This window comes from Amycolatopsis sp. MEPSY49, from assembly GCF_051337345.1.
In the GTDB taxonomy this organism is placed as follows: domain Bacteria; phylum Actinomycetota; class Actinomycetes; order Mycobacteriales; family Pseudonocardiaceae; genus Amycolatopsis.
Genome location: NZ_JBDLYJ010000001.1, coordinates 1,428,003 through 1,452,577, shown reverse-complemented (window position 1 = coordinate 1,452,577; position 24,575 = coordinate 1,428,003). Strand labels below are relative to the sequence as shown.

Annotated in this window: 25 protein-coding genes; 15 read left to right on the top strand and 10 right to left on the bottom strand. The window is 70.8% G+C overall.

Translation table 11 applies throughout. From position 1 onward, the window contains the following. Positions 1 to 109 precede the first annotated feature (109 nt). The 3 genes from ABFJ78_RS07255 to sepH all read left to right on the top strand — a co-directional run bounded on the left by ABFJ78_RS07255 (position 110) and on the right by sepH (position 2,948). Positions 110 to 772: a response regulator transcription factor gene (locus tag ABFJ78_RS07255; protein WP_372670317.1), complete on the top strand. Its 663-nt coding sequence runs from the start codon at positions 110 to 112 to the stop codon at positions 770 to 772. Beyond that, the gene (locus ABFJ78_RS07250) at positions 769 to 1,917 is read left to right on the top strand and encodes a sensor histidine kinase (RefSeq protein ID WP_436384997.1); all 1,149 of its coding nucleotides are present in this window, start codon (positions 769 to 771) and stop codon (positions 1,915 to 1,917) included. Before ABFJ78_RS07255 ends, ABFJ78_RS07250 begins: the two co-directional genes overlap by 4 nt. Before the next feature lie 191 nt (positions 1,918 to 2,108). After that, entirely contained in the window at positions 2,109 to 2,948 is an 840-nt protein-coding gene (gene sepH / locus ABFJ78_RS07245; RefSeq protein WP_436385407.1) for a septation protein SepH, read from the top strand. Here the strand turns inward: sepH and ABFJ78_RS07240 are convergent. From ABFJ78_RS07240 to ABFJ78_RS07230, 3 genes are read right to left on the bottom strand one after another with little or no spacing between them, the layout of a single operon-like run. Continuing rightward, positions 2,945 to 3,298, bottom strand: coding sequence for an MmcQ/YjbR family DNA-binding protein (locus tag ABFJ78_RS07240; protein ID WP_436384996.1), 354 nt, complete (start codon positions 3,296 to 3,298; stop codon positions 2,945 to 2,947). The two genes, sepH and ABFJ78_RS07240, sit on opposite strands and share 4 nt — an antisense overlap. 24 nt (positions 3,299 to 3,322) lie before the next feature. Next, positions 3,323 to 3,940 carry a DUF2537 domain-containing protein gene (locus ABFJ78_RS07235; RefSeq protein ID WP_436384995.1) on the bottom strand — a complete coding sequence of 206 codons (618 nt, stop codon included), beginning with the start codon at positions 3,938 to 3,940 and terminating at the stop codon, positions 3,323 to 3,325. Between the two features lie 11 nt (positions 3,941 to 3,951). Next, positions 3,952 to 4,758 carry a TrmH family RNA methyltransferase gene (locus tag ABFJ78_RS07230; RefSeq protein ID WP_436384994.1) on the bottom strand — a complete coding sequence of 269 codons (807 nt, stop codon included), beginning with the start codon at positions 4,756 to 4,758 and terminating at the stop codon, positions 3,952 to 3,954. A gap of 211 nt (positions 4,759 to 4,969) precedes the next feature. Between ABFJ78_RS07230 and ABFJ78_RS07225 the strand changes: the two genes are divergently transcribed. The 6 genes from ABFJ78_RS07225 to ABFJ78_RS07200 all read left to right on the top strand — a co-directional run bounded on the left by ABFJ78_RS07225 (position 4,970) and on the right by ABFJ78_RS07200 (position 10,800). Further along, positions 4,970 to 6,466 (top strand): glutamate--cysteine ligase, encoded by a 1,497-nt coding sequence (locus ABFJ78_RS07225; protein ID WP_436384992.1) that lies wholly within the window; start codon positions 4,970 to 4,972, stop codon positions 6,464 to 6,466. A gap of 21 nt (positions 6,467 to 6,487) precedes the next feature. Then, a complete protein-coding gene (locus ABFJ78_RS07220; protein WP_436384991.1) occupies positions 6,488 to 7,084 on the top strand; it encodes a TetR/AcrR family transcriptional regulator in 597 nt (198 codons plus the stop codon). 74 nt (positions 7,085 to 7,158) lie between these two features. Next, complete coding sequence (locus tag ABFJ78_RS07215) at positions 7,159 to 7,818, top strand: heme oxygenase (biliverdin-producing) (protein ID WP_436384989.1); 660 nt, start codon at positions 7,159 to 7,161, stop codon at positions 7,816 to 7,818. A gap of 189 nt (positions 7,819 to 8,007) precedes the next feature. Then, on the top strand, positions 8,008 to 8,631 hold the full coding sequence (locus ABFJ78_RS07210) for a superoxide dismutase (RefSeq protein ID WP_003088226.1): 624 nt from the start codon (positions 8,008 to 8,010) through the stop codon (positions 8,629 to 8,631). A gap of 104 nt (positions 8,632 to 8,735) precedes the next feature. After that, a complete protein-coding gene (locus ABFJ78_RS07205; RefSeq protein ID WP_436384988.1) occupies positions 8,736 to 9,539 on the top strand; it encodes an arylamine N-acetyltransferase family protein in 804 nt (267 codons plus the stop codon). A gap of 232 nt (positions 9,540 to 9,771) precedes the next feature. Then, positions 9,772 to 10,800, top strand: a complete 1,029-nt coding sequence (locus ABFJ78_RS07200; protein WP_436384985.1) for a hypothetical protein — start codon at positions 9,772 to 9,774, stop codon at positions 10,798 to 10,800. Here ABFJ78_RS07200 and ABFJ78_RS07195 read toward each other — a convergent pair. Beyond that, positions 10,797 to 12,053, bottom strand: a complete 1,257-nt coding sequence (locus ABFJ78_RS07195; RefSeq protein ID WP_436384983.1) for an MFS transporter — start codon at positions 12,051 to 12,053, stop codon at positions 10,797 to 10,799. The two genes, ABFJ78_RS07200 and ABFJ78_RS07195, sit on opposite strands and share 4 nt — an antisense overlap. A 116-nt stretch (positions 12,054 to 12,169) precedes the next feature. Beyond that, complete coding sequence (locus ABFJ78_RS07190) at positions 12,170 to 12,601, bottom strand: MarR family winged helix-turn-helix transcriptional regulator (protein WP_125307987.1); 432 nt, start codon at positions 12,599 to 12,601, stop codon at positions 12,170 to 12,172. 100 nt (positions 12,602 to 12,701) lie between these two features. On the opposite strand from ABFJ78_RS07190, the gene ABFJ78_RS07185 reads away from it, so the two are divergent. Beyond that, a complete protein-coding gene (locus ABFJ78_RS07185) occupies positions 12,702 to 13,277 on the top strand; it encodes a hypothetical protein (protein WP_436384980.1) in 576 nt (191 codons plus the stop codon). Here the strand turns inward: ABFJ78_RS07185 and ABFJ78_RS07180 are convergent, their stop codons facing one another. Continuing rightward, positions 13,278 to 14,747: an NCS2 family permease gene (locus tag ABFJ78_RS07180; RefSeq protein ID WP_436384979.1), complete on the bottom strand. Its 1,470-nt coding sequence runs from the start codon at positions 14,745 to 14,747 to the stop codon at positions 13,278 to 13,280. Positions 14,748 to 14,829: 82 nt separating this feature from the next. Between ABFJ78_RS07180 and ABFJ78_RS07175 the strand changes: the two genes are divergently transcribed. Beyond that, positions 14,830 to 15,057 (top strand): DUF2530 domain-containing protein, encoded by a 228-nt coding sequence (locus ABFJ78_RS07175; RefSeq protein ID WP_436385406.1) that lies wholly within the window; start codon positions 14,830 to 14,832, stop codon positions 15,055 to 15,057. Here the strand turns inward: ABFJ78_RS07175 and ABFJ78_RS07170 are convergent. Beyond that, positions 15,054 to 17,888: a sacsin N-terminal ATP-binding-like domain-containing protein gene (locus ABFJ78_RS07170; protein ID WP_436385405.1), complete on the bottom strand. Its 2,835-nt coding sequence runs from the start codon at positions 17,886 to 17,888 to the stop codon at positions 15,054 to 15,056. The two genes, ABFJ78_RS07175 and ABFJ78_RS07170, sit on opposite strands and share 4 nt — an antisense overlap. Then, positions 17,857 to 19,911: a DUF3027 domain-containing protein gene (locus ABFJ78_RS07165; RefSeq protein WP_436384978.1), complete on the bottom strand. Its 2,055-nt coding sequence runs from the start codon at positions 19,909 to 19,911 to the stop codon at positions 17,857 to 17,859. Before ABFJ78_RS07165 ends, ABFJ78_RS07170 begins: the two co-directional genes overlap by 32 nt. Before the next feature lie 51 nt (positions 19,912 to 19,962). Between ABFJ78_RS07165 and ABFJ78_RS07160 the strand changes: the two genes are divergently transcribed. The 3 genes from ABFJ78_RS07160 to ABFJ78_RS07150 are packed head-to-tail and all read left to right on the top strand — an operon-like array spanning position 19,963 to position 23,166. Continuing rightward, positions 19,963 to 20,730: a glutaminyl-peptide cyclotransferase gene (locus ABFJ78_RS07160; protein ID WP_436384977.1), complete on the top strand. Its 768-nt coding sequence runs from the start codon at positions 19,963 to 19,965 to the stop codon at positions 20,728 to 20,730. A gap of 49 nt (positions 20,731 to 20,779) precedes the next feature. Next, positions 20,780 to 22,678, top strand: a complete 1,899-nt coding sequence (locus tag ABFJ78_RS07155) for an MFS transporter (RefSeq protein ID WP_436384976.1) — start codon at positions 20,780 to 20,782, stop codon at positions 22,676 to 22,678. Between the two features lie 11 nt (positions 22,679 to 22,689). After that, complete coding sequence (locus tag ABFJ78_RS07150) at positions 22,690 to 23,166, top strand: DUF2771 family protein (protein ID WP_400867944.1); 477 nt, start codon at positions 22,690 to 22,692, stop codon at positions 23,164 to 23,166. Here ABFJ78_RS07150 and ABFJ78_RS07145 read toward each other — a convergent pair. Then, the gene (locus ABFJ78_RS07145) at positions 23,163 to 23,549 is read right to left on the bottom strand and encodes a cold-shock protein (RefSeq protein WP_013230216.1); all 387 of its coding nucleotides are present in this window, start codon (positions 23,547 to 23,549) and stop codon (positions 23,163 to 23,165) included. The two genes, ABFJ78_RS07150 and ABFJ78_RS07145, sit on opposite strands and share 4 nt — an antisense overlap. A 131-nt stretch (positions 23,550 to 23,680) precedes the next feature. Between ABFJ78_RS07145 and ABFJ78_RS07140 the strand changes: the two genes are divergently transcribed. Continuing rightward, the gene (locus ABFJ78_RS07140) at positions 23,681 to 23,917 is read left to right on the top strand and encodes a hypothetical protein (RefSeq protein WP_191984079.1); all 237 of its coding nucleotides are present in this window, start codon (positions 23,681 to 23,683) and stop codon (positions 23,915 to 23,917) included. On the opposite strand, the gene ABFJ78_RS07135 is transcribed toward ABFJ78_RS07140, so the two are convergent. Continuing rightward, positions 23,914 to 24,531 (bottom strand): HAD family hydrolase, encoded by a 618-nt coding sequence (locus tag ABFJ78_RS07135; RefSeq protein ID WP_436384975.1) that lies wholly within the window; start codon positions 24,529 to 24,531, stop codon positions 23,914 to 23,916. The genes ABFJ78_RS07140 and ABFJ78_RS07135 overlap by 4 nt on opposite strands. Positions 24,532 to 24,575: the final 44 nt, after the last annotated feature.

Below are 24,575 nucleotides of genomic sequence, written 5' to 3'. Positions count from 1 at the left end.
GCTCCTTTCGTCTTCCGGATGCGTGCCAGGTCTACGGACCGGGGGATTCGGGCGCGCTAAGCGACGTCGCTTATGCGGTCCTTATGGCCCTCCTGCGCAGACTGGGCGGGTGCGCGTGCTGGTGGTGGAGGACGAGCGGCTGCTGGCCGACTCCGTCGCGGAGGGGCTGCGGCGGTTTTCGATGGCCGTCGACGTCTGCTACGACGGCGAACAGGCCCTCGAGCGGGTGGGCGTACACAGCTACGACGTCGTGGTCCTCGACCGCGACCTGCCGAAGGTGCACGGCGACGCCGTGTGCGCCGCGGTCGTCGAGGCGGGCGGCGAGGCACGCGTGCTGATGCTGACCGCGGCCGCCGACGTGACCGACCGCGTCGCCGGCCTGGGCCTCGGCGCCGACGACTACCTGACGAAGCCGTTCGCGTTCGCCGAGCTGGTCGCGCGGGTGCAGGCGCTGTCGCGGCGCGCGCGGCCGGCGTTGCCGCCGGTGCTGGAGCGCGACGGCGTCGTGCTCGACCTGCCGCGGCACCAGGCCGCCCGCGACGGCCGGTTCCTGTTGCTCTCGCCGAAGGAGTTCGCCGTGCTGGAGGTGCTCATGCGGGCCGAGGGCGCGGTGGTCAGCGCCGAAGACCTGCTGGAGAAGGCGTGGGACGAGCACGCCGACCCGTTCACGAACGCCGTGCGCGTCGCGGTCATGACGTTGCGGCGCAAGCTCGGCGACCCGCCGGTGATCGAGACCGTGCCCGGCGCCGGCTACCGGTTCGGCACGCCGTGACCGCGCTGTCGGTCCGGACGAAGCTGACGGCCTGGTACGGCGGGCTGTTCCTGCTCGCCGGGCTGGTCCTCGTCGTCCTCAACTACCTGCTGGTGCAGAGCGAGCTGCCGGACCCGGCCCGGGTCGCCTCGACGACGATCGGCTCGGCCGACGCGCTCTACGGCGTCCAGGCCGACACCGTCGTCGGCTCTCCGGGCGTGGCGGTGCGGCTGCTCAGCGGGTCGCTGGACGAGTACCGCTCCTCGACGCTGTCCACGCTGGTCGTCGGCTCGGCGATCGCGCTGGTGGCGACGGCGGCGCTGGCCGTGCTGTTCGGCTGGCTGATGGCGGGCCGCGCGCTGCGGCCGCTGCACGACATCACGTCGGCGGCGCGGCGGCTGGAAGCGGGCAAGCTCGACCGCCGGATCAACCTGGAAGGCCCGCCCGACGAGCTGAAGGAGCTGGCGGACACGTTCGACGGCATGCTCGACCGGCTCGCGGAGTCGTTCGACAGCCAGAAGCGGTTCGTCGCGAACGCGTCCCACGAGCTGCGGACGCCGCTGGCCGTGCAGCGGACGCTGGTCGAGGTGGCGATGGCCGACCCGGAAGCGGCGCCGGAGCTGCGAAAACTCGGCACGCACCTGCTGCACACGAACGAGCGCAGCGAGCGGATGATCGAGGGCCTGCTGGTGCTGGCCCGCAGTGACCGCGGCCTGCAGGCGCGGGCGCCGGTCCGGCTCGACGAAGTGGTGACGACGGTGGTCCGGGCGACCGCGGCGTCGGCGGAGGCGGCCGGGGTGACGGTCGAGACCCGCCTGCGGCCGCGCGTGGTGGCGGGAGACCCGGTGCTGCTCGAGCGCCTGGTGACGAACCTGGTGGTCAACGCGATCACGTACAACGCCTCGGGCGGCTGGGTGTACGTCGAGGTCCGCGGCGATCCGGCCCTGGAGGTGCGGAACTCGGGGCCGGTGGTGCCGCCCGAGGCCGTGCCGACGCTGTTCGAGCCGTTCCGCCGGGTGGGGTCGGAGCGGACCGGGGACACGCGCAACGCGGGGCTGGGGTTGTCGATCGTGCGCTCGGTGGCGGCGGCGCACGGGGGGTACGCGGAGGCCCAGCCCGGGCGGCGCGGCGGGCTCACTGTGACGGTCCGCCTGCCGCCGTCTTGATCCACTCGATCGTGACTGACCGTGTCCGGCGTGTCACCCGGTGGCCGCCGACCTGGGTCGTCGATGATGCGGAAGTCGCTAAGTGAACAGTGGGCAGTTCGACGCGGACTCGGCGCGCCTCGCACGTCAAGCCGACGCGCCGTTCTAACGTGGTCACCACAACGGTGAAGAAGATCGGGGAGGCGAGAACAATGCGGGCGCTGCGAGTGGTCGGGCTGCACGAGGACGGCAAGTCCATCGTGCTCGAAGACCCGGCGAGCCGTACTCGTTTCCTGCTCCCGGCTGATGAGCGACTGCGCGCGGCGGCGCGGGGTGACATCACCCGCCTCGGCCAGATCGAAATCGAGTTGGAGAGCCAGATGCGGCCACGCGAGATCCAGCAGCGCATCCGCGCCGGCGAGTCCGTCGAGCAGGTCGCCGCCGGCGCCGGTGTGTCGACGCAGCGCGTCGAGCGCTACGCCTACCCCGTCCTGCTCGAGCGGTCCCGGACCGCCGAGCTCGCGCAGAGCGCCCACCCGGTCCGCGAAGACGGCCCCGACGTGCAGACGCTCGGCGAGGTCGTCGCGTACGGCTTCGGCGTCCGCGGACACGACTACTCGCAGGCCACCTGGGACTCCTGGAAGGGCGACGACGGCCGCTGGGTCGTCGTGCTGCGGTGGAAGGCCGGGCGGTCGGACAACCGCGCGCACTGGGCGTTTTCGCCGGGGGCGCACGGCGGCACGGTCGTGGCGCTCGACGAGAACGCCGAGGTCCTGCTCGACCCGAACGCCTACCGCGCGCCCCGCACGGTCCGCGCCCTCGAACCGGCCCGCGAGGCGGAGTTCCAGCCGACGCTGGACTCGGTCGAACCGGAGCGCGCCGAGTTGCCGGCCGCCGAGCCGGACCCGGACGACGACACCCGCGAGATCCCCCGCGTCCCGGCGGATCCGGAAGAGGACACCGCCGAGCCGCGGCCGAAGGCCAAGAAGAACCACCCGATCGTGCCGTCCTGGGAGGACGTGCTGCTCGGGGTCCGCTCGCAGCGCGGCTAGTCCAGCCGCGCGGCGAGCGTCTTCGGCGCCACCTGCCGGTAGGCCTCCCGCACGATCCGGTCGATCTCGCCCCAGTCGACGTCGACGTCCAGCCGCACGCCCAGCCATCCGCGGTGCCCGACGTACGGCGGGCGGAAGAACCGTTCGGGCTCGGTGCGGACGAGCTCCTCCTGCACGCCGGGCGGTGCCGGGCACCAGAAGGCGAGCCTGCCGTCGCCGTGGTGGTCGTCGTGGAACATGACGAAGGACTTCTTGCCGCGCACGAACCAGGTGGGCGCGCCGTGGCTGAGCCGCTCGGTCGCCTCGGGCAGGGCCAGGCACAACTTCCGCAACGCGTCCAGCTGCCGCATCGCGCCAGATTACGAGCGCACGCGTCAGAAAGCGATCACCAGCACGCCGACCCACGCGATCACGACGCCGCCCGCCGCGCCATACGCGGCCCATCGCAAGATCGGCGTGCGGCGGATCAGCCACAGCGACGGCGTGATCCCGGCCGTCACGACGACCGACGCCACCAGCGCCAGCCAGCCGCTCGTCTCCCGGGCCAGCGTCGACGCCAGCGCCAGCATCGCCACCACGACCACGGCCGCGATGAACGCCGACACCGTCAGCCCGGTCAGCCACGGCGTCGGTTCCCCCGGCGGGCCCGGCGGCCCGAGCACCGTCTGGACGAACTTCCGGCCGGGCGCGCCCTCGCGCGGAGACGGGGGCGGCTCGACGACCGTGTCGGCGCCCGTCACCGGGTCGACGAACCGCACGGTCGTGCCCATCACCGAAGCGAGCCGGCCGGCCAGCTGACGGCCGCGCTGCGAAACGACCGCGCCCGCTTCGGCCCCGGATCCGGCCGAGACCGCGGACGCCACGCGCGCCCACTCGTGCAGGGCCTGCGCCAGGTCGGCGCCGATCGCGAGCTTGTGCGGGTCGACCTCGCGCGCCTGTTCCCCGCCCGGTCCGGCCAGCACGGCGCGCTCACCGCGGATCCGCAGCTCCATGAACCGGAACCTTAGTCGGCCCGCGCCAGTTCGTAGAAGGCCACGGCGGCGGCCGTCGCGATGTTGAGTGAGTCGACTCCGGCCGGCATGGGTATCCGGACGGCGTGATCAGCCGCCGCCAGCGCCGTTTCCGTCAGCCCGGGACCTTCGGCGCCGAACAGCAGGGCCACCCGCCCGGGCGCGTGCGCGCGCAACTCCCGCAGCGGGATCGAACCCGGCCGCGGCGTGAACGCGGCCACGGCGAACCCGCGCGCCCGCAGGTCGTCGAGCCCGCCGGGCCAGTCCGCGAGGTGCCCGAACGGCACGCGCAGGACGTGGCCCATCGACACGCGCACGCTGCGCCGGTACAGCGGGTCGGAGCAGCCGGGGCCGAGCAGGACGCCGCCGACGCCGAGCGCGGCCGCGTTGCGGAACAGCGCGCCGAGGTTTTCGTGGTCACCGACGCCTTCCAGCACGGCGATCGTGCCGGAGCCCTCGACGACTTCGGAAACCGTCAGCGGCGCCGGCCGGTCCGCGACGGCGAGGATCCCGCGGTTCAGGTGGAAGCCGACGATCTCGGCCATCGTCTCGGCGGAGGCCGCGTACTGCGGCACGTCGAGCCCGGCGAGGTCGTCCGCCAGCTCGGCGAACCGCCGTTCGACGCCCAGCAGCGCCCGCACCGGGTACCGGGACGCCAGCAGCCGGGACACCACGACCGTGCCCTCGGCGATGACGAGTCCCTTGCCGCCCGGGCGGTCCGGGCGGCGGTCCGCGGTGGACAGGTCGCGGAAATCGTCGACGCGCGGGTCGTCGATTTCGTCGATGTGGATCACGCCCATCCGCCCAGTCTGTCACCCGCTTGCCGGGCGCCTGACTGGTCCGAATGTCGAACGGCGAGTGGTACGAACGGAGGGATTTTGCTGTCAGTTAACTCGTCGTGACGGAGAGCACCAGTTTGGCCGCTAGCCCGGCTGCATCGCCTGTGAAACGGTTGTCCGCCGGGCCTTGAAACACGTCCTGGTTCCACGCCGACGAAAAGCAGGGATGGTCATGGGGATGGACCTCGCGGCTCAACCGAACACGCTGGACCGCGGGAGGTACCGCCGCAAGGTGCAGCGCTGTCTCGACACGTTGGCCCGCATGCTCACCGACGGCAGCTTTTCGTTCCCGCGCAAGAACATCGGGCTCGAGGTCGAGCTGAACCTCGTCGACCGAGAGCTGCGCCCGTCGATGACGAACACCGCCGTGCTGGAGGCGCTGGACGACCCGTCGTTCACCACCGAGCTGGGCCAGCACAACATCGAGCTGAACGTGCCGCCGCGGCCGCTGGCCGGTGATTCCGCCCTCCAGCTCGAAGACGATCTTCGCGCGTACCTCACGACCGCGGCGTCGAAGGCCCGCGACACCGGGTCGCAGCTGGCGATGATCGGCATCCTGCCGACGTTGAAGCACGACCACTTCGACCAGAAGTGGCTGACCAACAAGGCCCGCTACACGACGCTGAACGACCAGATCTTCGCCGCGCGCGGCGAACGCACGGTGCTCGCGATGGAGGGCTCGGCGCTGCCGGGTCAGCAGGCCGAGCGGCTGCGCAGCTACGCCGAGTCGATCCTGCCGGAGGCCGCGTGCACCAGCGTGCAGCTGCACCTCCAGGTGGCGCCCGAGGAGTTCGCGGCGCACTGGAACGCGGCGCAGTGCCTGGCCGGGCCGCAGATCGCGCTCGCGACGAACTCGCCGTTCCTGCTGGGCAAGGCGCTCTGGCACGAGACGCGCATCCCGTTGTTCCTGCAGGCGACCGACACCCGGCCCGAGGAGCTGAAGAACCAGGGCGTGCGGCCGCGCGTGTGGTTCGGCGAGCGCTGGATCACGTCGATCTTCGACCTGTTCGAGGAGAACGTCCGCTACTTCCCCGGCCTGCTCCCGGAAACCGACGCCGAAGACCCGATCGAAGCGCTCGACGCGGGACAGGCGCCGAAGCTCACCGAGCTGCGCATGCACAACGGGACGATCTGGCGCTGGAACCGCCCGGTGTACGACGTCGTCGACGGCCTGCCGCACCTGCGCGTGGAGAACCGGGTGCTGCCCGCCGGGCCGACGGTCGTCGACACGGTCGCGAACGCGGCGTTCTTCTACGGCGCCCAGCGCGCGCTCGCCGAGGCGGAACGCCCGGTGTGGAGCCAGATGTCCTTCCAGGCGGCGGAGGAGAACCTCTACGCCGGCGCCCGCCGCGGCTTCGAGGCGCAGCTGTACTGGCCCGGCATCGGCTGGATCCCGCCGGACGAGCTGGCGCTGCGCGTGCTGCTCCCGCTCGCCCACGAGGGCCTGCGCCGCTCCGACGTCTCCGACGAAGCCCGGGAGCGCTACCTCGGGATCATCGAGCGGCGGTGCCTCGCGCGGCGGACGGGCGCGACCTGGCAGCGTGACTACGTCCTGCGGGCGCAGGAACGCGGGCTCGACCGGGAAGCGGCGTTGACCCGCATGCTGGGCCGCTACTTGGAGCTGTCGGAGTCCGGCGAGCCGGTGCACACCTGGCCGGTCGCCGACTGACCTTCCCGCTAGCCTGGGTCGATGCCGAAGATTCTCGGTGAATCGCTGGAGGCGCACCGGCGCGAAGTCCGCACGCGGGTCTTCGAAGTCCTGCGCGCCCAGCTCTACGAACGCGGGTTCGACGCGATCACGCTCGCCGGCGTCGCCTCGGCGGCCGGGGTGGGCCGGACCGCGCTCTACAACCACTTCCCCGACAAGGAAAGCCTGCTCGTCGCGTTCGTCGAGGACGAGGCGGCCCGGTACGTCACGCGGCTGACCGAAGCCGTCGAGGCGCAGGCCGACCCGGTCGACCAGCTCGCGACGTTCGTCCGGCTGCAGCTGCGCGTGCTGGCCGAGTTCCACATGCCGCCGGGGACGGCGCTCGCGTCGGCGCTGGCGCCCGCGGCCTACCGCCGGATCAGCGCGCACGCCGACCCGATCACCGACCGGCTGCGCGCGATCCTGGCCGGCGGCGTCGACCTCGGGCGCTGGCCCGCCGAGGACCCGGACGTCCTGATCCCGATGATCACCGCGGCGCTCGGCAACCGGACGCTCGTCGACGGGCCGCCCGAGCAGCTGGAAGACGTCGTCGAAGCCGCCGTCCGATTCGTCTTGAGAGCGGTCGGAACGTCGATTTAGGGTAGCCTAACCCGGAAGTATGCCCTACGATCTTTCTGACAGCGTGTCAGATCGATCGCCGGGAGGCCTGCCCCATGACGGTGACCACGGACGCTCGCCCGTTCTCGGCGACCCTGCGCGCGTCGACGCTCGAGGTGCACGAAAAGGCCAACTACTCGACGTACATGCGCGCCCTGCTCGGCGGTGAGCTGACGCAGGAGGGCTACACCCAGCTGGCGATCCAGTACTACTTCGTCTACAGCGCGATCGAAGCGGCGAGCGACCGGATGGCGGGCGACAGTGTCGGGGGCGAGTTCGTCTTCGACGAGCTGCGCCGGCTGCCGAATCTGGAGCGCGACCTGGCCCACCTGGTCGGCCCGGACTGGCGCTCGACGATCTCGCCGCTCGCGTCCACCCGGGCTTACGTCTCGCGGATCGAGGAAGCGTCGTCGTGGGCCGGCGGGTACGTCGCCCACCACTACACGCGCTACCTCGGCGACATCGCGGGCGGCCAGGCCATCCGGCGGCTGCTGGAGCGCCAGTACGACCTCGCCGAGGCGGGCACGCTCTTCTACCACTTCGACGGGATCGGCAGCGCCCCGCGGTTCCGCGATGCTTATCGAGCGAAGCTGGACAACGCGCCGTGGGACGAGACCGAGCGCGCGCGGGTGATCGACGAGACGCTGGTGGCGTTCGAGTGCAACGTCGCCGTCTTCGACGAGCTGGCTGCGCGGCTCGACGAGTTCCGTGCCTGATCTCACAGCTCGTTGACCTCCAGTTAAGTCCAGGTAGCAGGCTCGGTTTCGGGTGACGGACCCTCGGGTACGCCACTCACGAGCCGGTCATCCCAGGCGGTGATCACCACATGCCCCCGCTCGCCGCGGAGGGGCGTGTGCTACTAGGTTCGGTACCGGAAACTTGTGTCGAAGACAGAAGGAGGGCCAATGGCCCGCTACGAGCTGCCCGATCTCGACTACGACTACGGCGCCCTCGCGCCGCACATCTCCGGCGAGATCAACGAGCTGCACCACAGCAAGCACCACGCGACCTACGTCAAGGGCGCGAACGACACGCTCGACAAGCTCGAAGCCGCCCGCGAAGCGAACGACTTCGGCTCGATCGTCGGCCTGGAGACCACGCTGGCCTTCAACCTGGCCGGCCACGCCAACCACGTCGTGTGGTGGAAGATCCTGTCGCCGGAAGGCGGCGACAAGCCGACCGGCGAGCTGGCCGCGGCGATCGACGAGGCGTTCGGCTCCTTCGACAAGTTCAAGGCGCAGTTCACCGCCGTCTCGACGACGATCCAGGGCAACGGCTGGGGCGCGCTCTCCTGGGACCCGATCGGCAAGACGCTGATCACCCAGCAGCTGCGCGACCACCACAACAACCTGATCCTGCCGACCGTGCCGATCCTGCTGGTCGACGTCTGGGAGCACGCGTTCTACCTGGACTACAAGAACGTGAAGCCGGACTACGTCAAGGCCCTGTGGAACATCTTCAACTGGGCCGAGATCTCCAAGCGGTTCGACAACGCCGTCGCGGGCGGCAACGGCCTGCTGCTCGGCTGAGTTCTTCGCGTGGACGGGGCCCTTCCTTCGGGGAGGGCCCCGTTTTTCGTCGTGGGCTGAATTGACTTGACCTCGAGTGCGGTCGAGGTGTTTGAGTGGTCCCCATGGACGTCGACGCGTATCTGAACCGCCTGGGCGTCGCGTGGCCGGCGGCGCCCGACCTCGCGACGCTGCGCCACCTGCAGGAACGGCACCTGGCCGCGGTGCCGTTCGAGAACCTGAGCATCCACCTCGGCGAGCCGATCGAACTGACCGAAGACGCGTTGTTCGGCAAGATCGTGCGCCGCCGCCGGGGCGGGTTCTGCTACGAGCTCAACGGCCTCTTCGCGGCGCTGCTGCGCGCATTGGGATACGACGCTTCGCTGCGCGCGGCACAGGTGTTCCGCCCGGACGGCACGCTCGGCCCGCCCCTGGACCACGCGGCGATCGCCGTTTCCCTGGAGGAGGACTGGCTGGTCGACGTCGGCTTCGGCCGTTTCTCCCGGCACCCGCTGCGACTGTCCGGCGTGGACGCGCAGTCCGATCCGGACGGTGAGTTCCTCGTGCTGGACGCGCCCCACGGCGACCTCGACGTCCTGCGGGACGGCAAGGCGCAGTACCGCCTGGAACGCCGTCCGCGCCCGCTGTCGGACTTCGTCCCGATGGCCTGGTGGCAGGCGACGTCCCCGTCGTCGCACTTCACGAAGTCGTTGACGTGCTCCCGCCCGACGTCCCAGGGGCGCGTGACGCTCTCGGGCGACCGCTTGATCGAGACGGTCGACGGCGTGCGGCACGAAGTGGTTTTGGAGTCCCAGGCGGCGGTCCGGGCGGCGTACCGCGTCTACTTCGGCCTGGCGCTGACCCGGCTGCCCACGCCACCGGGTGAGAGTCCCTTGACGAGCGGCGCGCTCAGCCCGACACTGCCGTGAAGTGAACGAAGCCCCGGCCTGGGGTTCCCAGGGCCGGGGCTCCGTCCGTTCCCGAACTGACTGCCGCTCCCACCACGAAGCGGACGTGTATGAGGTTAGCCTAACCTCATCTCTCCCGGCAAGGGGTCGGCCAGGGAGACCCGGATCTCACTCGTTCGAGTGACTTTTAGGCTCTGAACCCCCATTTTTTGTCGGTGCGTGCCGATACGGTTACGCCGTGAACATGAGGGGGATGAAGAAAGACCGCACGGTGCTGATCGCCGTCTCGCTGACGGCGGTCTTCATGCTGGTGGGCGGACTGGCCTGGTGGTCGGCCCACGACTCGCCGGAGGACGCACCGAGGGCGCTGCCGTCCGCGCTGCCGTCCGCGTGGCCATCGGCGAACGCCGAGGCGATCCGGCCGGTCCCGATGCCGACCGGGGAGATGGCCGCGGCACTGCCGTTCGGCGCCCGGGGCCACGTGCTCTGCAACGCCGTCCCGGAGGAGACGTGGCGCAAGGTGCTGGGTGGCCCGGTCCTGCGCGAGGTGTCGAACTCGTCCTGCCACGTGGCCACCGCCGACCTGGACGTCACCGCGAACACCTACGACCGGATTCCGGTCCCCGGAGTCGAACCGGCGGAAGTCACGGTCGCCGGACACCAGGGCACGATTTCCAAGAGCCCCGTCAGCCCCGCCTTCGACGCGATGCTGAACGTCCGGCTCGCCGACACCGACGAAGCCTGGGCGGCTCCCGAACTCCAGCTCCGGATCGCGGACCCGGCGCGCGGTCGCACCGAGCGTGAACTACGCGACATGGCGGCGGAACTCGGCACCGCGATGGTCACGGCGATCACCACACCGGGTCCCCCGCTGCCGAGCGAGGCAGAGCGGCTGCACCCGCCCGAGATGACCCCGGTCCCCGGCACCGGCATCGCCGACGCCGCCTACCCGTTGATCATGCGGCAGCTCTGCACCCAGCTCGCCCGAGGTCTGGGCCTGCCCCTCGACCAGGTCGAACCCGACTGGCCGGGCACCTGCACGCACAAGACCGACGGAGCCGAGGTCAAGCTCTCATACAGCGCGGACAGCACGACGAAGAGCTTCCGCACCCACTTCGCGGGCCGGCCGGCGGATGTGAGCGAACCGGACGGGGTCATCGAAGTTCAGCTGGTCGACGGTTCCGCCCAAACCCTCGTGCTCAGGAGGTACGACCTCAACCGGACCATGGCGGGGATCCGCGACCTGGCCGAGAAGGTGGTGCCACCGCTACTGGGCCGCTAGACCTTGGCCCGCTTGAGCACCCGAAGCCCGAACCCGCGCTGAACCGGCCACGAAACCCCACCCCGCCGGATCAGCACCACCGCGCACACGACCGCGGCCACCGCCGAGACCGCCCCGCCGATGTAGAAGGGAGACCGCCCGCCGAACGCCTGGGCCATCCACCCCACCATCGGCCCGCCGATCGGGTTGCCGCCGATGAGCACCAGCACGTACAGCCCCATCACGCGGCCGCGCATCTCGGGGCTGACCGACGTCTGCACCAGCGCGTTGGCCGTGTTGAGGAACGTCATGGTGGCGAAGCCGAGCGGGATCAGGCCGAGGCCGAACGTCAGGTACGTCGGCATGAACGCCGTGATCAGCTCGAACACGCCGAGGAAGAACGCGGACACCAGCATCAGCCGGACCCGCGGCCGGCCCTTCGTGCCGCGGCGGGCGGACATCACCGCGCCGGTGAACGTGCCGACCGCGACCAGCGTCGACAGCAGGCCGTAGCCGTCGGCCGCGGTGTGGAAAACGTTTGCCGCGACGATCGGCAGGGAGCTGAAGTACGTGATGCCGAACGTGCTGACGAACAGCACCAGCACCATCACCGTCATCAGGTCCGAGCGTCGCCGGACGTAGCGCAGTCCCTCGACCAGCTGCCCCTTCTCGCGCGGCACCGCCGCGACGCGGAACAGCTTGTCCGGGTTCATCAGGACCAGCCCGATGATCACCGCGACCGTGCTCAGCGCGTTCGCGATGAACAGCCAGCCGGTGCCGATCCACGTGATCGCGAACCCGGCGATCGCCGGCCCGACGATCCGCGCCATGTTGAAGATCGACGAGTTGAGCGCGACGGCGTTCGCGACCTGGTCGCGGCCCACCATCTCGGCGACGAACGACTGCCGCGTCGGCACTTCGAGCGCGGCCGTCACGCCGAGAGTGAAGCACAGGACGTAGACCTGCCACAGCGCCACGAGGCCGGTGATGTCGAGGACACCGAGCACCACGGCCTGCGAACACGCCGCCACCTGGATCCAGGTGAGCAGCCGCCGCTTGTCGACGCGGTCGGCGAGGACGCCGGCCCACAGCGAGAGGAACAGCGTCGGCGCGAACTGCAGCGCGACGGCGATGCCGAGGGCGATCGGGTTGTTGCCGCTGAGGGTGAACACCAGCCAGTCCTGGGCGATGCGCTGCATCCAGGTGCCGACGTTCGAGATGACCTGGCCGGTGAAGAACAGCCGGTAGTTGCGGACGCGCAGCGAGGCGAACATGCTGCGGCGTGGTTTCGGCTGGGACGGCGGCGAGGCGGACGGCGGTGAAGCCGTTTCCCGGGTAGCAGTGGTCTCGATCGAACGCTTCGTTTCGCTACCCGTGGCCGTCACCGTGGTTAGTTCCCCGCCATCCTGTCTATGATTTCGGCGGCTTTCGAGAGCACTTCGCGCTCTTCGTCGCCGAGTTCCGCCAATTGCCGGTCCAGCCACGCCTCCCGCACGGAGATGGCCTTGCGAACGTAGGCCAGCCCGCTCTCGGACAGCTCGACGATGGCTTGCCTGCCATCGGTCGGGTGGGGGCGCCGCTCGACGAAACGCATCTCCTCGAGCGCGGCGATCACCCTCGTCATCGAGGGCGGCTGGACGCCTTCCTTCGCGGCGAGCTGCCCCGGGGTCAGCGCACCGCACTTGTGCAAGGTGGACAGCGCGGCGACCTGAGTCAGCGTGAGGTCGTCCCCGACGCGCTGTGCCCGCAGCCGGCGGTTGAGCCGGACCACCGCGAGACGCAGACGGCTCGCCAAGGAGCGCTCGTGCGTGTCGCCGGACATATAGTTAGCATACCTTACGAAACTTCGGGCGAACGGGTGATCTCCACCGCAACCCCCGCGGACCCCGCGCGTCCTCCTCTCGGAGAAATCTGGGGGTTCGATGAACAAGAAGCTGGTGGGCTCGGCCGCGATCGGCGCGGCGGTCCTGGCGATCGTGGCGGCGCAGTTCCTGAGCGGCGGTGACGACGCACCGGCAGCGGCACCACCACCATCGCCGGCGCCGACCATCCAGGTCGCTCACCAGGAGGTCTACCGCTTCCCCGACGTCGCCGACGGGCGCGGCTGGAACTTCGCGATCCCGGTGCCGCCCTGGCCGTCGGACCACGTCGGCGACCGCGCCACCTACCTCGACTCGGCCGGCGGGGTGGTCCTGGAGACCGACCGCGTGCCGCTCGACCAGGAGGACCCGGTGAGCGGCCTGCGGGCGCTGGCCAAGGCGAACCAGGATCCCGGCTACCGGCTGACGTCGATCGCCGAGCACGAGCCGGTCGCGTCGAGCGACGCCGGTGAGTGGGACTTCACCTACCAGAAGCAGGGCGCCACCCGGCAGGTCCGCGAGATCGGCGTCGGAACCGGCGACGTCCTGATCACCATCCGCTACGACGCCCCGCAGCCCGCCTTCGAGGCGAACCTGCCCGTTCTCACCCATGCCCTCCAGGTCCAGGCCCCGGGCTGATCAGCGGAACGCCGCCTGGAGCGGCCCGACCGCGAAGTAGGCGACGAAGGCCAGCGCGATCACCCACATCAGCGGGTGTACCTGGCGGGCCTTGCCGGTGGCGGCGCGGATCACGACGTAGCTGACGAAGCCGGCGCCGATGCCGTTGGCGATCGAATAGGTGAACGGCATGACGACGATGGTCAGGAACGCCGGCAGCGCGATCGAGTAGTCGGTGAAGTCGATGTCGCGGACCTGCGACATCAGCATCGCGCCGACCACGACCAGCGCCGGCGCGGCCGCCTCGACCGGCACGACCTGGTAGAGCGGCGTCAGGAACATCGCGGCGATGAACAGCACGCCGGTGACGACGTTCGCGAGCCCGGTCCGCGCGCCCTCGGCGATGCCGGACGCCGACTCGACGAACACCGTGTTCGAGCTCGCCGAGCCGAAGCCGCCCGCCGCGCCCGCGAGGCCCTCGACGAACAGTGCCTTGCCGACGTTGGGCAGCTGGCCGTCCTTCGGCAGCAGGTCGGCCTCCTTCGCGAGGCCGGTCATGGTGCCCATCGCGTCGAAGAAGTCGGCCAGGACCAGCGTGAACACCAGCAGGCAGACGGTGATGATCGGCAGCCGCGTCCAGGCGCCGAACGAGACGTCACCGACCAGCGAGAGGTTCGGCAGGCCGACGACCTGGTCCGGCAGCGCCGGGTAGCCGAGGTTCCAGCCCTTCGGGTTCGTGCCCTGCGACGGCCCGGCCTTGACGATCGCCTCGACGACGATGGCCAGCACGGTCGACGCCAGGACGCCGATCAGGATGGCGCCCTTGACCTTGCGCACGACCAGGATGCCGGTGAGCAGCAGGCCGACGACGAACACCGCGGTCGGCCAGGAGGCGATGGAGCCGTTGATGCCCAGGCCGACCGGGACGGTCGTGTGCGCGGCGTCCGGCAGCCGGCGCACGAACCCGGCGTCGACCAGGCCGATCAGGCAGATGAACACGCCGATGCCGACGGCGATCGCGGACTTGAGCGCGGCGGGCACGGCCCGGAACACCGCGGTCCGGAAGCCGGTGAGCACCAGCAGGACGATGATCACGCCCTCGATGACGACCAGGCCCATCGCCTCGGGCCACGTCATCTGCGGAGCGATGGTGACCGCGACCAGGCTGTTGATGCCGAGGCCGGTCGCGATGGCGAACGGGTAGTTCGCGACCAGGCCCATCAGGATCGTCAGCACGCCGGCGACGAGCGCCGTCACCGCGGCGACCTGCGGCACGGGCAGGATGCCGCCGAGCAGGTCCTTGTGCGCGCCCGCGTCGTCGGCGGAGAAGCTGCCGATGATCAGCGGGTTCAGCACCACGATGTAGGCCATCGTGACGAAGGTGACCAGGCCGCCGCGCAGCTCGCGCGGGACGGTCGAACCCCGTTCGGTGATCTTGAAGAACCGGTCCAGTGTGGACGTCCCGGTGCGGGTCGTCTCCTGCTCCGCCATTGGCCTGCCCATTCTGTCGCTGCTGCGGAGTACCCTTCACCACGTGAGTGAACCGATCAATCCACCGGAGGTTACGGGCTCGTTGCGGCACACGCCGGAGCTGCCCAAGAAGCTGACCGACCTGACGCCGGTGGTGATCGTAGGCACCTCGATCTGGGCTGTCGCGCTGGTGGTGCTCTTCTTCACGACTTCGGGGCTGTGGGTGCAGACCGCGCTGTCCGGGTTCGTGCTCGGGTTCATCGGCCTGGCGATCATCGGCTGGCAGCGCGCCGCCGCCCGCCGGGGCTCGAAGTCGGCCCAGCGGCTCTAACTCAGGAGTGTCCTCGGCGACGGATCGTCGAGGAGTGCCGTGATGAGGTGCCGGTCGGGCCAGCGGCCGGCCGCCCAGGCGAACGCGCGGGCCAGGCCTTCCGAGGTGTCGGCCGCGTGCAGCCGGCCGTCGGACCACCATTGGACGTCGTGCTCGTCACCCTGGATCCGCACGGTGAGCGGGTCGTGCACCAGAACACCGCCTTCGGGCAGCCGGACGCCGAGTTGATCCGCGACGAGCTTCAGCGCGGGCAGCTCGGCCCACGGCGCGTACTCACCTTCGCTGGTCACCTCGGCTTCTTCCGTGCTGGCGAGCGGGAGGTCGAGCAACGTGGCCAACCGGCCGGCGTCGTCCGGCGCGACGAGGTACTGATCGGGCGCCAAGGCCCCGGCGACCCACGGCACGTCGAGGACCAGGGCACCGTCCACGACGGACCCGTCGGCGGCCCGAACGGCGTCGGGCGGCTCGGGTTCGAACCCGGACTCGACGACGGCGTCGTAGGCGCGGGTGGTCAGTCCGGGTGAGACCGTCCGATCCGGATCCCCGAGCCGCTTCAGGACGTCGGCGGCTTCGTCCACACTGGACAGGGTGAGGTCGGTCCGCACTCCCGCGGTGCGCAGGAGGTCCTCCCCCAGGCCGAGGTCCGGAACCTCGTCGTAGAGACCGGCCAGGTCGGCGCCGGGCAGCCGCCATTCGTTCGGCGCGAGCCCGCCGAGCACGGCGTACTGCGCGATCCACCACCGCGCGTGGCCCCGCGGCGTGCGCAGGGCGTGCCAGGTCTCGGGCCGCGAGGCGAGCAGGCGCAGGGCGGCGGGCCAGGCGTCGTCGGCGACGAGGTCGAGATCCCGAATGGCCACGAGCGTCGACGGCGGTTCAGGGAGCGAGTCCCACCAGGCTTCCTCGTCCGGCAGGTCGTGGTCGGGTTCGTGCGGCTCGTCGTCGGCGACGAGCGCGAACGAGTCGAGCACTCCGGCGGCTTCGAGTGTGCTTTGGGGCCAGTCCTCGGCGAAGTCTTCGTCGAGGACGTCGAGCGTGCCGTCCTCCTCGAAGACTTCTTCGTCGAAGACGTCCAGCAGCGGCGACGTCGGCAGCACGAGTTCGTCGGCGCGTCGCCAGGTGTCGGTGGCTGGCAGGGCGAGGGCGCCGACCCAGCGCGGGGCGTCGTCCCCGCAGTCGGCGATCAGCCGGAGGACGGCGCCGGCGAGCGTTGTACCGTCCAATCCGGACCGGACGTCCTCCACACTGCGCTCGACGGCGTCGCGAAGCTGATCGGCGTTGAGCAGCTCACGCGCGTCGGCATGCTTGGCACCCAACCGTTCCAGCAGCGGATGCGACGCGGCGGGGTGCACCAGCCGCAGCCCAGGAATATCCACATCGGACAGCAGTTCGAGCAGCTCCGCCGATCCCTCGACGAGCAGGCACCCACGCGCGCCAGGCAACGTCCGGCCGTCGGACAACGGGACGGGCAGTCCATCAAGCCTTTCACCGGCAAGCGCGTGAGACTCGACAGCCTTGGCAAGCGCCGCGTAGAGGTCGTGCCACCAGCTCGGTTCGCGGGAGGTGCCAGTAAGCGTTTCCAGCACTTCTTCGATGCCGATCACTTGCACGGCAACGGCTTTGAGCACACTGGCGGGCGCGGCGCCCTTGATCAGCCCGGGAACGACGTCGGCGATCAGCTCGGGAAGCCCTTCGACATCGACGTCGAGAACTTTCGCCTGCCTCCCGGCGACGTCACGACCGTCCTGAGTGGACAGCCAAGGTTCGGCGCTGAGACCGGCGACGACTTCGTCGCGCAGCTGGGCGTCCACAGTAGACTTCGGAAACCCGGGCACGGGCACGAGCGCGAACCGCTGCTCGGCCGGCAGCAACCTCACCAATTGCACGTACTCGGCAGCGGCGTTCTTGAGCGACGCGGTCAGGTCAGCCCCGGGAAGCGCCCGGCGACGTGACGGTTCGACCGGCACGGAAGCGAGAAGGCGTGCGGGGAGCGAGAGCCCGTCGTCGGTCGGGGTGGGAGCGTGGAGAACGTCTTCTTCGAGAGGCTTCGGAAGGCCGTGCGGGTCAACCGGAACGGCCCAGACGACGTCCCCGCGATGAGTCAGCCACCGGGTTTCCTTTCCCGGTCCTCGGATCTCAACGACAGCACCGTGGTCTTGCCGAGTCCAAACGCGACCGTCCACATCGGCTTCGGTCAACCACGGCAGAGCGAGAAGCAGATCACCGATGTCCTCGGCGAGCTGGTCGAGCAGGGCCCGCCCATCGACGTCATCCCTGAGCGGCAGCCGAACCTCGGTGTCGAATCCTTCCGGAACGTCAGCCTTCACCGGCCAGGGCAGCCGCAGAACGGGAACGTCCCCTTGAATGTCCGCGGCTTCACGAGTCTTCTCGGCGGAGAAGAGCACCCCACCACTGGTCGAGACGACGCTGGGAGCATCGGAAACGGTGCGAACAGCGGCAAAACCGACCCCGAAGCGCCCAACGGTGTCACCGGTCTTGCCGGAGGCCCGAAGAGAGGCAAGGGAGGCAACGCCCCTGGCGTCCAGGGGAGCACCGGTGTTGGCGAACCGGAGTTCCCGGTCCACGAGGGACACCCGGATCTTCCCGGGAGTCCCCTGCGCCATGGCGGCATCGGCGGCATTCTGGGCAAGCTCGACGAAGAGCCGGTCCCGATAGGCCCCAACGCGCAGATCCCGCTCGACGTTGGTGTCCTCGATCAGCCTCGTGGGCGAATCCCGCCAGGCGCGCAGGGTGGACTCACGGAGCCGCGCGGTGCCAAAGGGATCGGCGGCCCCGTCGGCCTCAGAGATCCCGCTGCTCACGAGCGGCTTCATCGGGGGTATCGATCCGAGCCTGAGCCTCATCAGCCGAGCCCGCATCAGCCGGCGCGGACTCGCCCTCGCCGGCTCGGGTGGGCTCCGGCTCAGCGGCATCCTCCCGAGCAGCCACCTCACCAGGGACGGTGGGCTCAGCGGTCAGAGCACCTTCGGGTCCGTCAGCGGCAACAGGTTCATTGGTCTCGGTGACCACATCGTCGGTGAGAGCAGCAGCAGGCGGCTCGGCTCCACCCGCAGCGGGCTCGACAACCGCATCGGTGATATCAGCCCCGGCCGGCTCGCCCGCAGCGACATCGCCCTGAACCGACGCCGACTCACCGGCCTCCGCCGCAGGCACCTCAGCCTGCGTCGGCTCAGCCACATCGCCCCGGAACGGCACCGACTCACCCACCGCAGAACCACCGGTCTCCGGCTCGGTCGGCTCAGCCACGGCAGGCCCACCCACCGCGGTATCGCCCTGCGCCGATTCACTCGCCGGAGACTCCCCGACCTCCGAATCGGTCACCTCAGCCTGGGTCGGCTCAGCCACAACCGGCTCGCCCACCGCTGCTTCACCCTGCGCCGATTCACCCGCGGCGTACTCACCCGCGGTGGGCTCCGCCACCGCATCAGTCACCTCAGCCTGCGTCGGCTCGACCGCAACCGGCTCGCCCGCCTCACCTTCACCCTGCGCCTGCTCGCCCACGGTGGGCTCCGCCACCGCATCAGTCACCTCAGCCTGTGTGGGCTCCGCCTCGGCCGGCTCGGGAACATCAGTCTCGACCGGTGCAGCCTCGGCCGCTTCCGGCTGAGCAGTTGCATCGGCCTCAGCTGGCTCAGGAGCCACCGGCGCGGCAACCTCGACCGCTTCCGGCTCGCCATCCGCGGCAGCGTGGTCGGGCTCCGTCACGGCTGCCTGCGGCTCGGCAACCGCATCGGTCTGCGCGGCGACCGGCTCGGCGCTCGCAACCTCGGCTTGCTCTGGCTCCGCTGCGCCCGCGGGACCACCCACCTCGGCCTGCGGCAACCCGGCCTCGACCGGCTCCTCCGCAACATCGGTCTGCGCGGCTCCGGCTGCAACGGGCTCTTCCACCTGTGCCGATTCGGGCTCGGCAGCCACAGCCTCCGGCTCGGCGATCACGCCGGTCGCCTCGGCCTGCGCGGCAGCCGGCTCAGCGACTACACCCGCCGCCTCCGCCTGCGCCGCGTTGGACTCGGCCGGCTCACCGATCGCGCCCGCGATCGCCGTCTCCGGCTCCGCCGCCGGCGACTCCACCAACGACGGCGCCGGCGTGAAGTCCAACAACGAATCGTCGTAGACCAGCTCCGCCACCGGGACCGACGAGGTCACCTCGACCTCGACCTCCGAGTGCGCTCCGCAGCCGTACTCCACGTCCACCACGTGGCCGTCCGCCGGGGCGATGTCGTTGCTGCACACCCCGAACACCCCGCGCAACGAACCCGCCAACGGCACGAAGAACCCGCACGTCCCGCACACGTCCGGTGCACTCCGCGCCATGTCCGACCGAGGTCCGAACTCGCCGGAGTGCCAGCGGGCCGCCGCCTCCGTGCGGCCGAACCGGGACAACACGTGCACCCGGCCCAAGCCCGCTTCACGCGCGACCTCCTCCACCGCCGGGTCGTCCGACTGCAGGTACGCCGGGGCCAGGCGGGGGTCGTTCTCGTCCGTCGGGAAGATGTCGCCGACGCCCAGGTCGCCCGCGCGCACCCGGCGCTCCCACGGCACCCAGGCCGGCGCGATCAACGCCGACGGGCCCGGCACCAGGACGACCTCGCTGACCGTCACCGGCTCGTCGTCGCCCGCCAGGGCCACCGTCACCGACCAGCGCCAGCCGCGATAACCCGGCACCTGGGCCTCGAACAGGTGACTTGCCGTGACCGCGTCCTCGCGGGTGACACCCACGTGGGTGCCGATCTGCTCCTCGGGGGTTTCTTCGAGCACCGCCGCGCGCGCGAACTCCACCGCATCGGCGAGCTTGCGCTGCACGGAACCGTCGTCGAGGGTCAGCAGCAGCGTCATGCGGCCAATTGTGCCGCACGCCTCCCCGGCGCCCGTGCCAGGCTGTTCATCGTGCGCACGCCGATCGTCACCACCCTGCTGGCAGCCGCCGCGCTCAGCGGCTGTGCCGCCGCCCCCGGCCAGGAGACCACCCCGGAACAACTCACCGTCCAGGTCGTCTCGACCCTGCCGCACGACCCCGCCGCCTTCACCGAAGGCCTCGAGTTCGCCGGCGACACCCTCTACGAGAGCACCGGCCTCGCCGGGCAGTCGACGCTCACCGCGGGGCCCGCCGGCGGCCCGCCCACCACGAAGACCACCCTCCCCGCTCCTTTCTTCGGCGAGGGCGTAACCGTCCTCGGGCCGAAGCTCTGGCAGCTCACCTGGCAGGACGGCGTCGCCATCGAACGCGACGCCAAAACCCTCGCCGAGCTGCGTCGCGTCAAGTACGACGGCGAAGGCTGGGGCCTCTGTCACCAGGAGAGCGGCCGGCTCGTGATGAGCAACGGCTCGTCCCGGCTGACCTTCCGCGACCCGGCGACCTTCGCCGTCACCGGGAGCGTCGACGTCGGGCGCGACCAGCTCAACGAGCTCGAATGCGTCGGCGGCGACGTCTACGCAAACGTTTGGCACACCGACACCGTCCTGCGGATCGACGCCGCCACCGGGCACGTCACCGGAACGATCGACGCAGGTCGGCTGCGCGCTCAAGTGAACGCGACCGGCGCCGAAGACGTCCTCAACGGCATAGCGGCCGTTCCCGGCACCGGCGAATATCTGCTCACCGGGAAGCAGTGGCCGGTCACGTTCCGGGTGAGGTTCGTCCCGAAGAACGCGTAAAGCACGGATGAGCAGGCGGAACCGACCCCCGGTAAGGCAGGATTGAGACGTGGCACTCTTCGGCTCCCGCTCCGACGGCTCCGGCTCGCAGCAGCGCGGCCGGAAGTCGAAGCGACGCTGGACGCCGGAGCCGGGCGCCGGGCAGGCCAAGCCGTGGCGGGAAGCCGTCGCGCCGCAGCCGACCCGCGTCGAGCACCGCAGCGCCCCGCCGCCCACCCGCGTCGAACGACCCGTCCAGCGCGGCGAGTACTACGACGCCCCGCCGCGCGCCCCTCACTACGACGCGAACGAGGCCCCGACCGCCGCCGCCCCGACCAGGCACCAGCCGCCGCCCCCGCCGCCACGCGGCGCGCGGCCGTACCCGCCGCACGACCCGAACCGCACCGAGCCGGTCCGGCGCGAGCCGCCCGGCTTCTACCAGGGCGAACGCCGTCCCGGCAGCGGTGAGTACGAGCACTACGACACCGGCGGCTACGCGGGCGAGCCGCGCCCACCGGAGCCGGCGCCCCAGCCGCCGCGGGAAGAGCCGCGGACGCCGGGTGGCACGCCGAAGCTGCCGAAGAAGATCACCGTCACGCGGGTCGCGGCGATGCGCAGCCGGCAGCTGACCGGCCAGGCCGTCGGCGCCTTCCAGCGCGCGACGAAGGCCGACGGCGCCGAGAAGTCCGGTCTGACCTCGCTGACCTACGCCGTGATGCTGAACTACGCCAGCGACGCGGCGATGGCGATCGCGCTGGCCAACACCCTGTTCTTCGCCGCGACCAGCGGCGAGAGCAAGGGCAAGGTCGCGCTCTACCTGCTCATCACGATCGCGCCGTTCGCCCTGGTCGCGCCGGTGATCGGGCCCGCGCTCGACCGCGTGCAGCGCGGCCGGCGGCTGGCGATGTGCGCGTCTTCGGTCGGCCAGGGGCTGATGGCCGTCGTGATGGCCCTGCACTTCGACGACTGGCTGCTCTACCCGGCCGCGCTCGGGATGATGGTGCTGTCGAAGTCGTTCACCGTGCTCAAGGCCGCCGTGACCCCCCGGGTGCTGCCGTCGGAGATCACGCTCTCCAAGACCAACGCCCGGCTCACCACGTTCGGCCTGGTCGCCGCGGGCGCGTTCGGCGCGCTGGCCAGCGGCATCAACGCGATCTCCGGGTCGGCGGGCGCGCTGTGGTTCACGGCGCTGATCTGCGTCGCCGCCGCCGTGCAGTCGATGCGGATCCCGGCCTGGGTGGAGGCGACCGAGGGCGAGGTCCCGACGTCGCTTTCGGCGCACCCGACCGAGAAGAAGCGCCGCCAGCCGATGGGGCGCCACATCGTCGTCGCCCTGTGGGGCAACGGCTCGGTGCGCGTCCTCACCGGCTTCCTCATGATGTTCGCCGCGTTCGCGGTCAAGGCCCAGACCGAAGGCAGCGGGCAGACGCCGTTCATGCAGCTGCTGCTGCTCGGCGTGATCGGCGCCGCGGCGGGCGCCGGCGGCTTCCTCGGCAACGCGCTGGGCTCGCGCCTGCACTTCGGCAGCCCCGACCAGGTGATCGTCGGCTGCGTGGCGGGCTGCGTGCTCGCCGCGCTGGTCGCGACGATCCTGCCGGGCCTCGCCACGGCCGCGATCGTCGGCTTGATCGGCGCGACGGCCAGCGCGCTGGCGAAGATCAGCCTCGACGCCGTCATCCAGGAAGACCTGCCCGAGGAGTCGCGCGCGTCGGCGTTCGGCCGCTCGGAAACCGTGCTGCAGCTGGCCTGGTGCCTGGGCGGCGCGGTCGGCCTGCTGCTGCCGCCGACGTACTGGATCGGCTTCCTGGTGATCACGATCGTGCTGGCCGTCGGCCTCACGCAGACGTACCTGGTGCGCCGCGGCGGTTCGCTTGTGCCGGGCCTCGGCGGCGACCGGCCGCTGCGCCCCGAGCCGACCGGCAGCTTCCCGGCCCAGGGCCTGCCCAGGGACCCGGCGCCCCGCCGGTAGGCTCCGGAACCATGCGACGTTCCCGGGTGGTGGCCCTGCTTGCGGCCGGTGGGTTCGCGGTGGCCGGCTGCTCGGCACCCGGCCCGGCCGAGGTCACGTTCTACGCCGACGGCCACACGATCAACACCACGCCGGTCCTCACGTGCGACTACTCCCAGCAGCTCGCGCAGCCGTGCAGCGCCAAGGGCGACACGCGCACGCTGAAGGTCCGCCCGGGCAAGCCCGTGCAGATCTCCGTGCCCGGCGAGGTCGCCGAGGCGCCGTGGCAGATCGTCTACGAGTACGTGACCCCGCAGGGCGAGTACAAGCAGAGCGACCCGATCCCGTTCACGTCGCTGGACCGCTACGCCTACACCGTGACGCCGCCGACGCCCGCCGACCGCATTTCCGCGGTGGACGTGCAGAAGTACACGGCCGTGCTCAACTCGAGCACCGGCGAGTCCGGGCTGCTGCCCAGCGACGTCTGGGGTCTCCGGCTGGAGGCTTAGGGATCGATGTCCCGGGCGACCGCGCGCATGATTTCGGCGATCTGCTTGGTGTGCTTGCGGTCCGGGTAGCGGTTGCGCCGCAGGTCCGGCTGCACCTTCAGCTCGAGGAGCTTGATCATGTCCTCGATCAGGCCGTGCAGCTCCTCCGCGGGGCGGCGGCGCGCCTCGGCGACCGACGGCGGCGGGTCGAGCAGCCGGACGGAGAGCGCCTGCGGCCCGCGGCGGCCGTCGGCGACGCCGAACTCCAGCCGCTGCCCGGCTTTGAGCCCCTCGACGCCCTGCGGCAGCGCGGCCTTGCGAATGTAGACGTCGGCGCCACCGTCCTGCGTGACGAAGCCGAACCCCTTCTCCGCGTCGTACCACTTGACCTTGCCGGTCGGCACTTCCCTCACCAGTCCTTCTGTGTCCCGCTCACGACGAACGCGCCCGGGGGCGTACCCAGGGCGCGCTGGGTAAAGGGTATCTCGCCACACGCCCTGGGGAGAAGTCGATACCGCCGGATACCCTCTGCTTCATGAGTAAGGCGACGAAGGAGGCCGCCGTGGCAGCCACCGGCAAACCGTTTCTGATGCGCGTCGGCATCGGCTTGTTCGGCATCGGCATGCTCGCCGTGCTGGCGGTCTTCATCATGTTCGCCGCCGGCCTGGAGAACCTGCCGATCTGGCTGTCGGTCGCCGCCGGTGTCGTCACGCCCCTGGGTCTCCTGCTGGGCCTGATCGCGCTGGTCCGCGAGGCACGCGCCAAGAATTAGGGGACGGTCGCGAACGTCTTCTCGAACCACTCCGGGAACTCCGTCAGCGACTCGAACACCACCTCCGCTCCTTCGCTCAGCAGGAGCGCGCGGTCGCACGGACCCGTCGTGACGCCGACCGCGATCGCGTTGGCGGCCAGCGCTCCCCGGATGTCACCCGCGTGATCTCCGACATACACGCGAGCGTCGTGCGCCAAGAGCGCCTCGGCCTTCCGCGTCGACCACAGCTCGCCGACGACCTCGTCGACGTCCAGGCCGAGCGCGTCGACGTGCAGCTGCGCGTTGGGCCCGTACTTGCCGGTGACGACGAGCGTGCGCCCGCCCGCGGCCCGCACCGCCCGGAGCGACTCGACCGCGCCCGGCAGCGCGACCGTGCTCGGCACGACCACTTCGGGGTACATCGCGCGGAACCGGTCGACGAGCCCGGGGATGCGCTCCTCCGGCGCTTCGAAGCCGCGCAGGATGTCGTCGAGCGGCGGGCCGAGGTTGGCCGCGAACGCGTCGCCGTCCAGCGGCAGGCCGGATTCGGCGCCGAGCGCGTTCATCGCCGCGGCCATGCCCGGCCGCGCGTCGATCAGTGTCATGTCGAGGTCGAACCCCACCGTGATGCCCACAACCGACAACCTAGCCGCCACCACCGACAGTTTTACACGTGAGC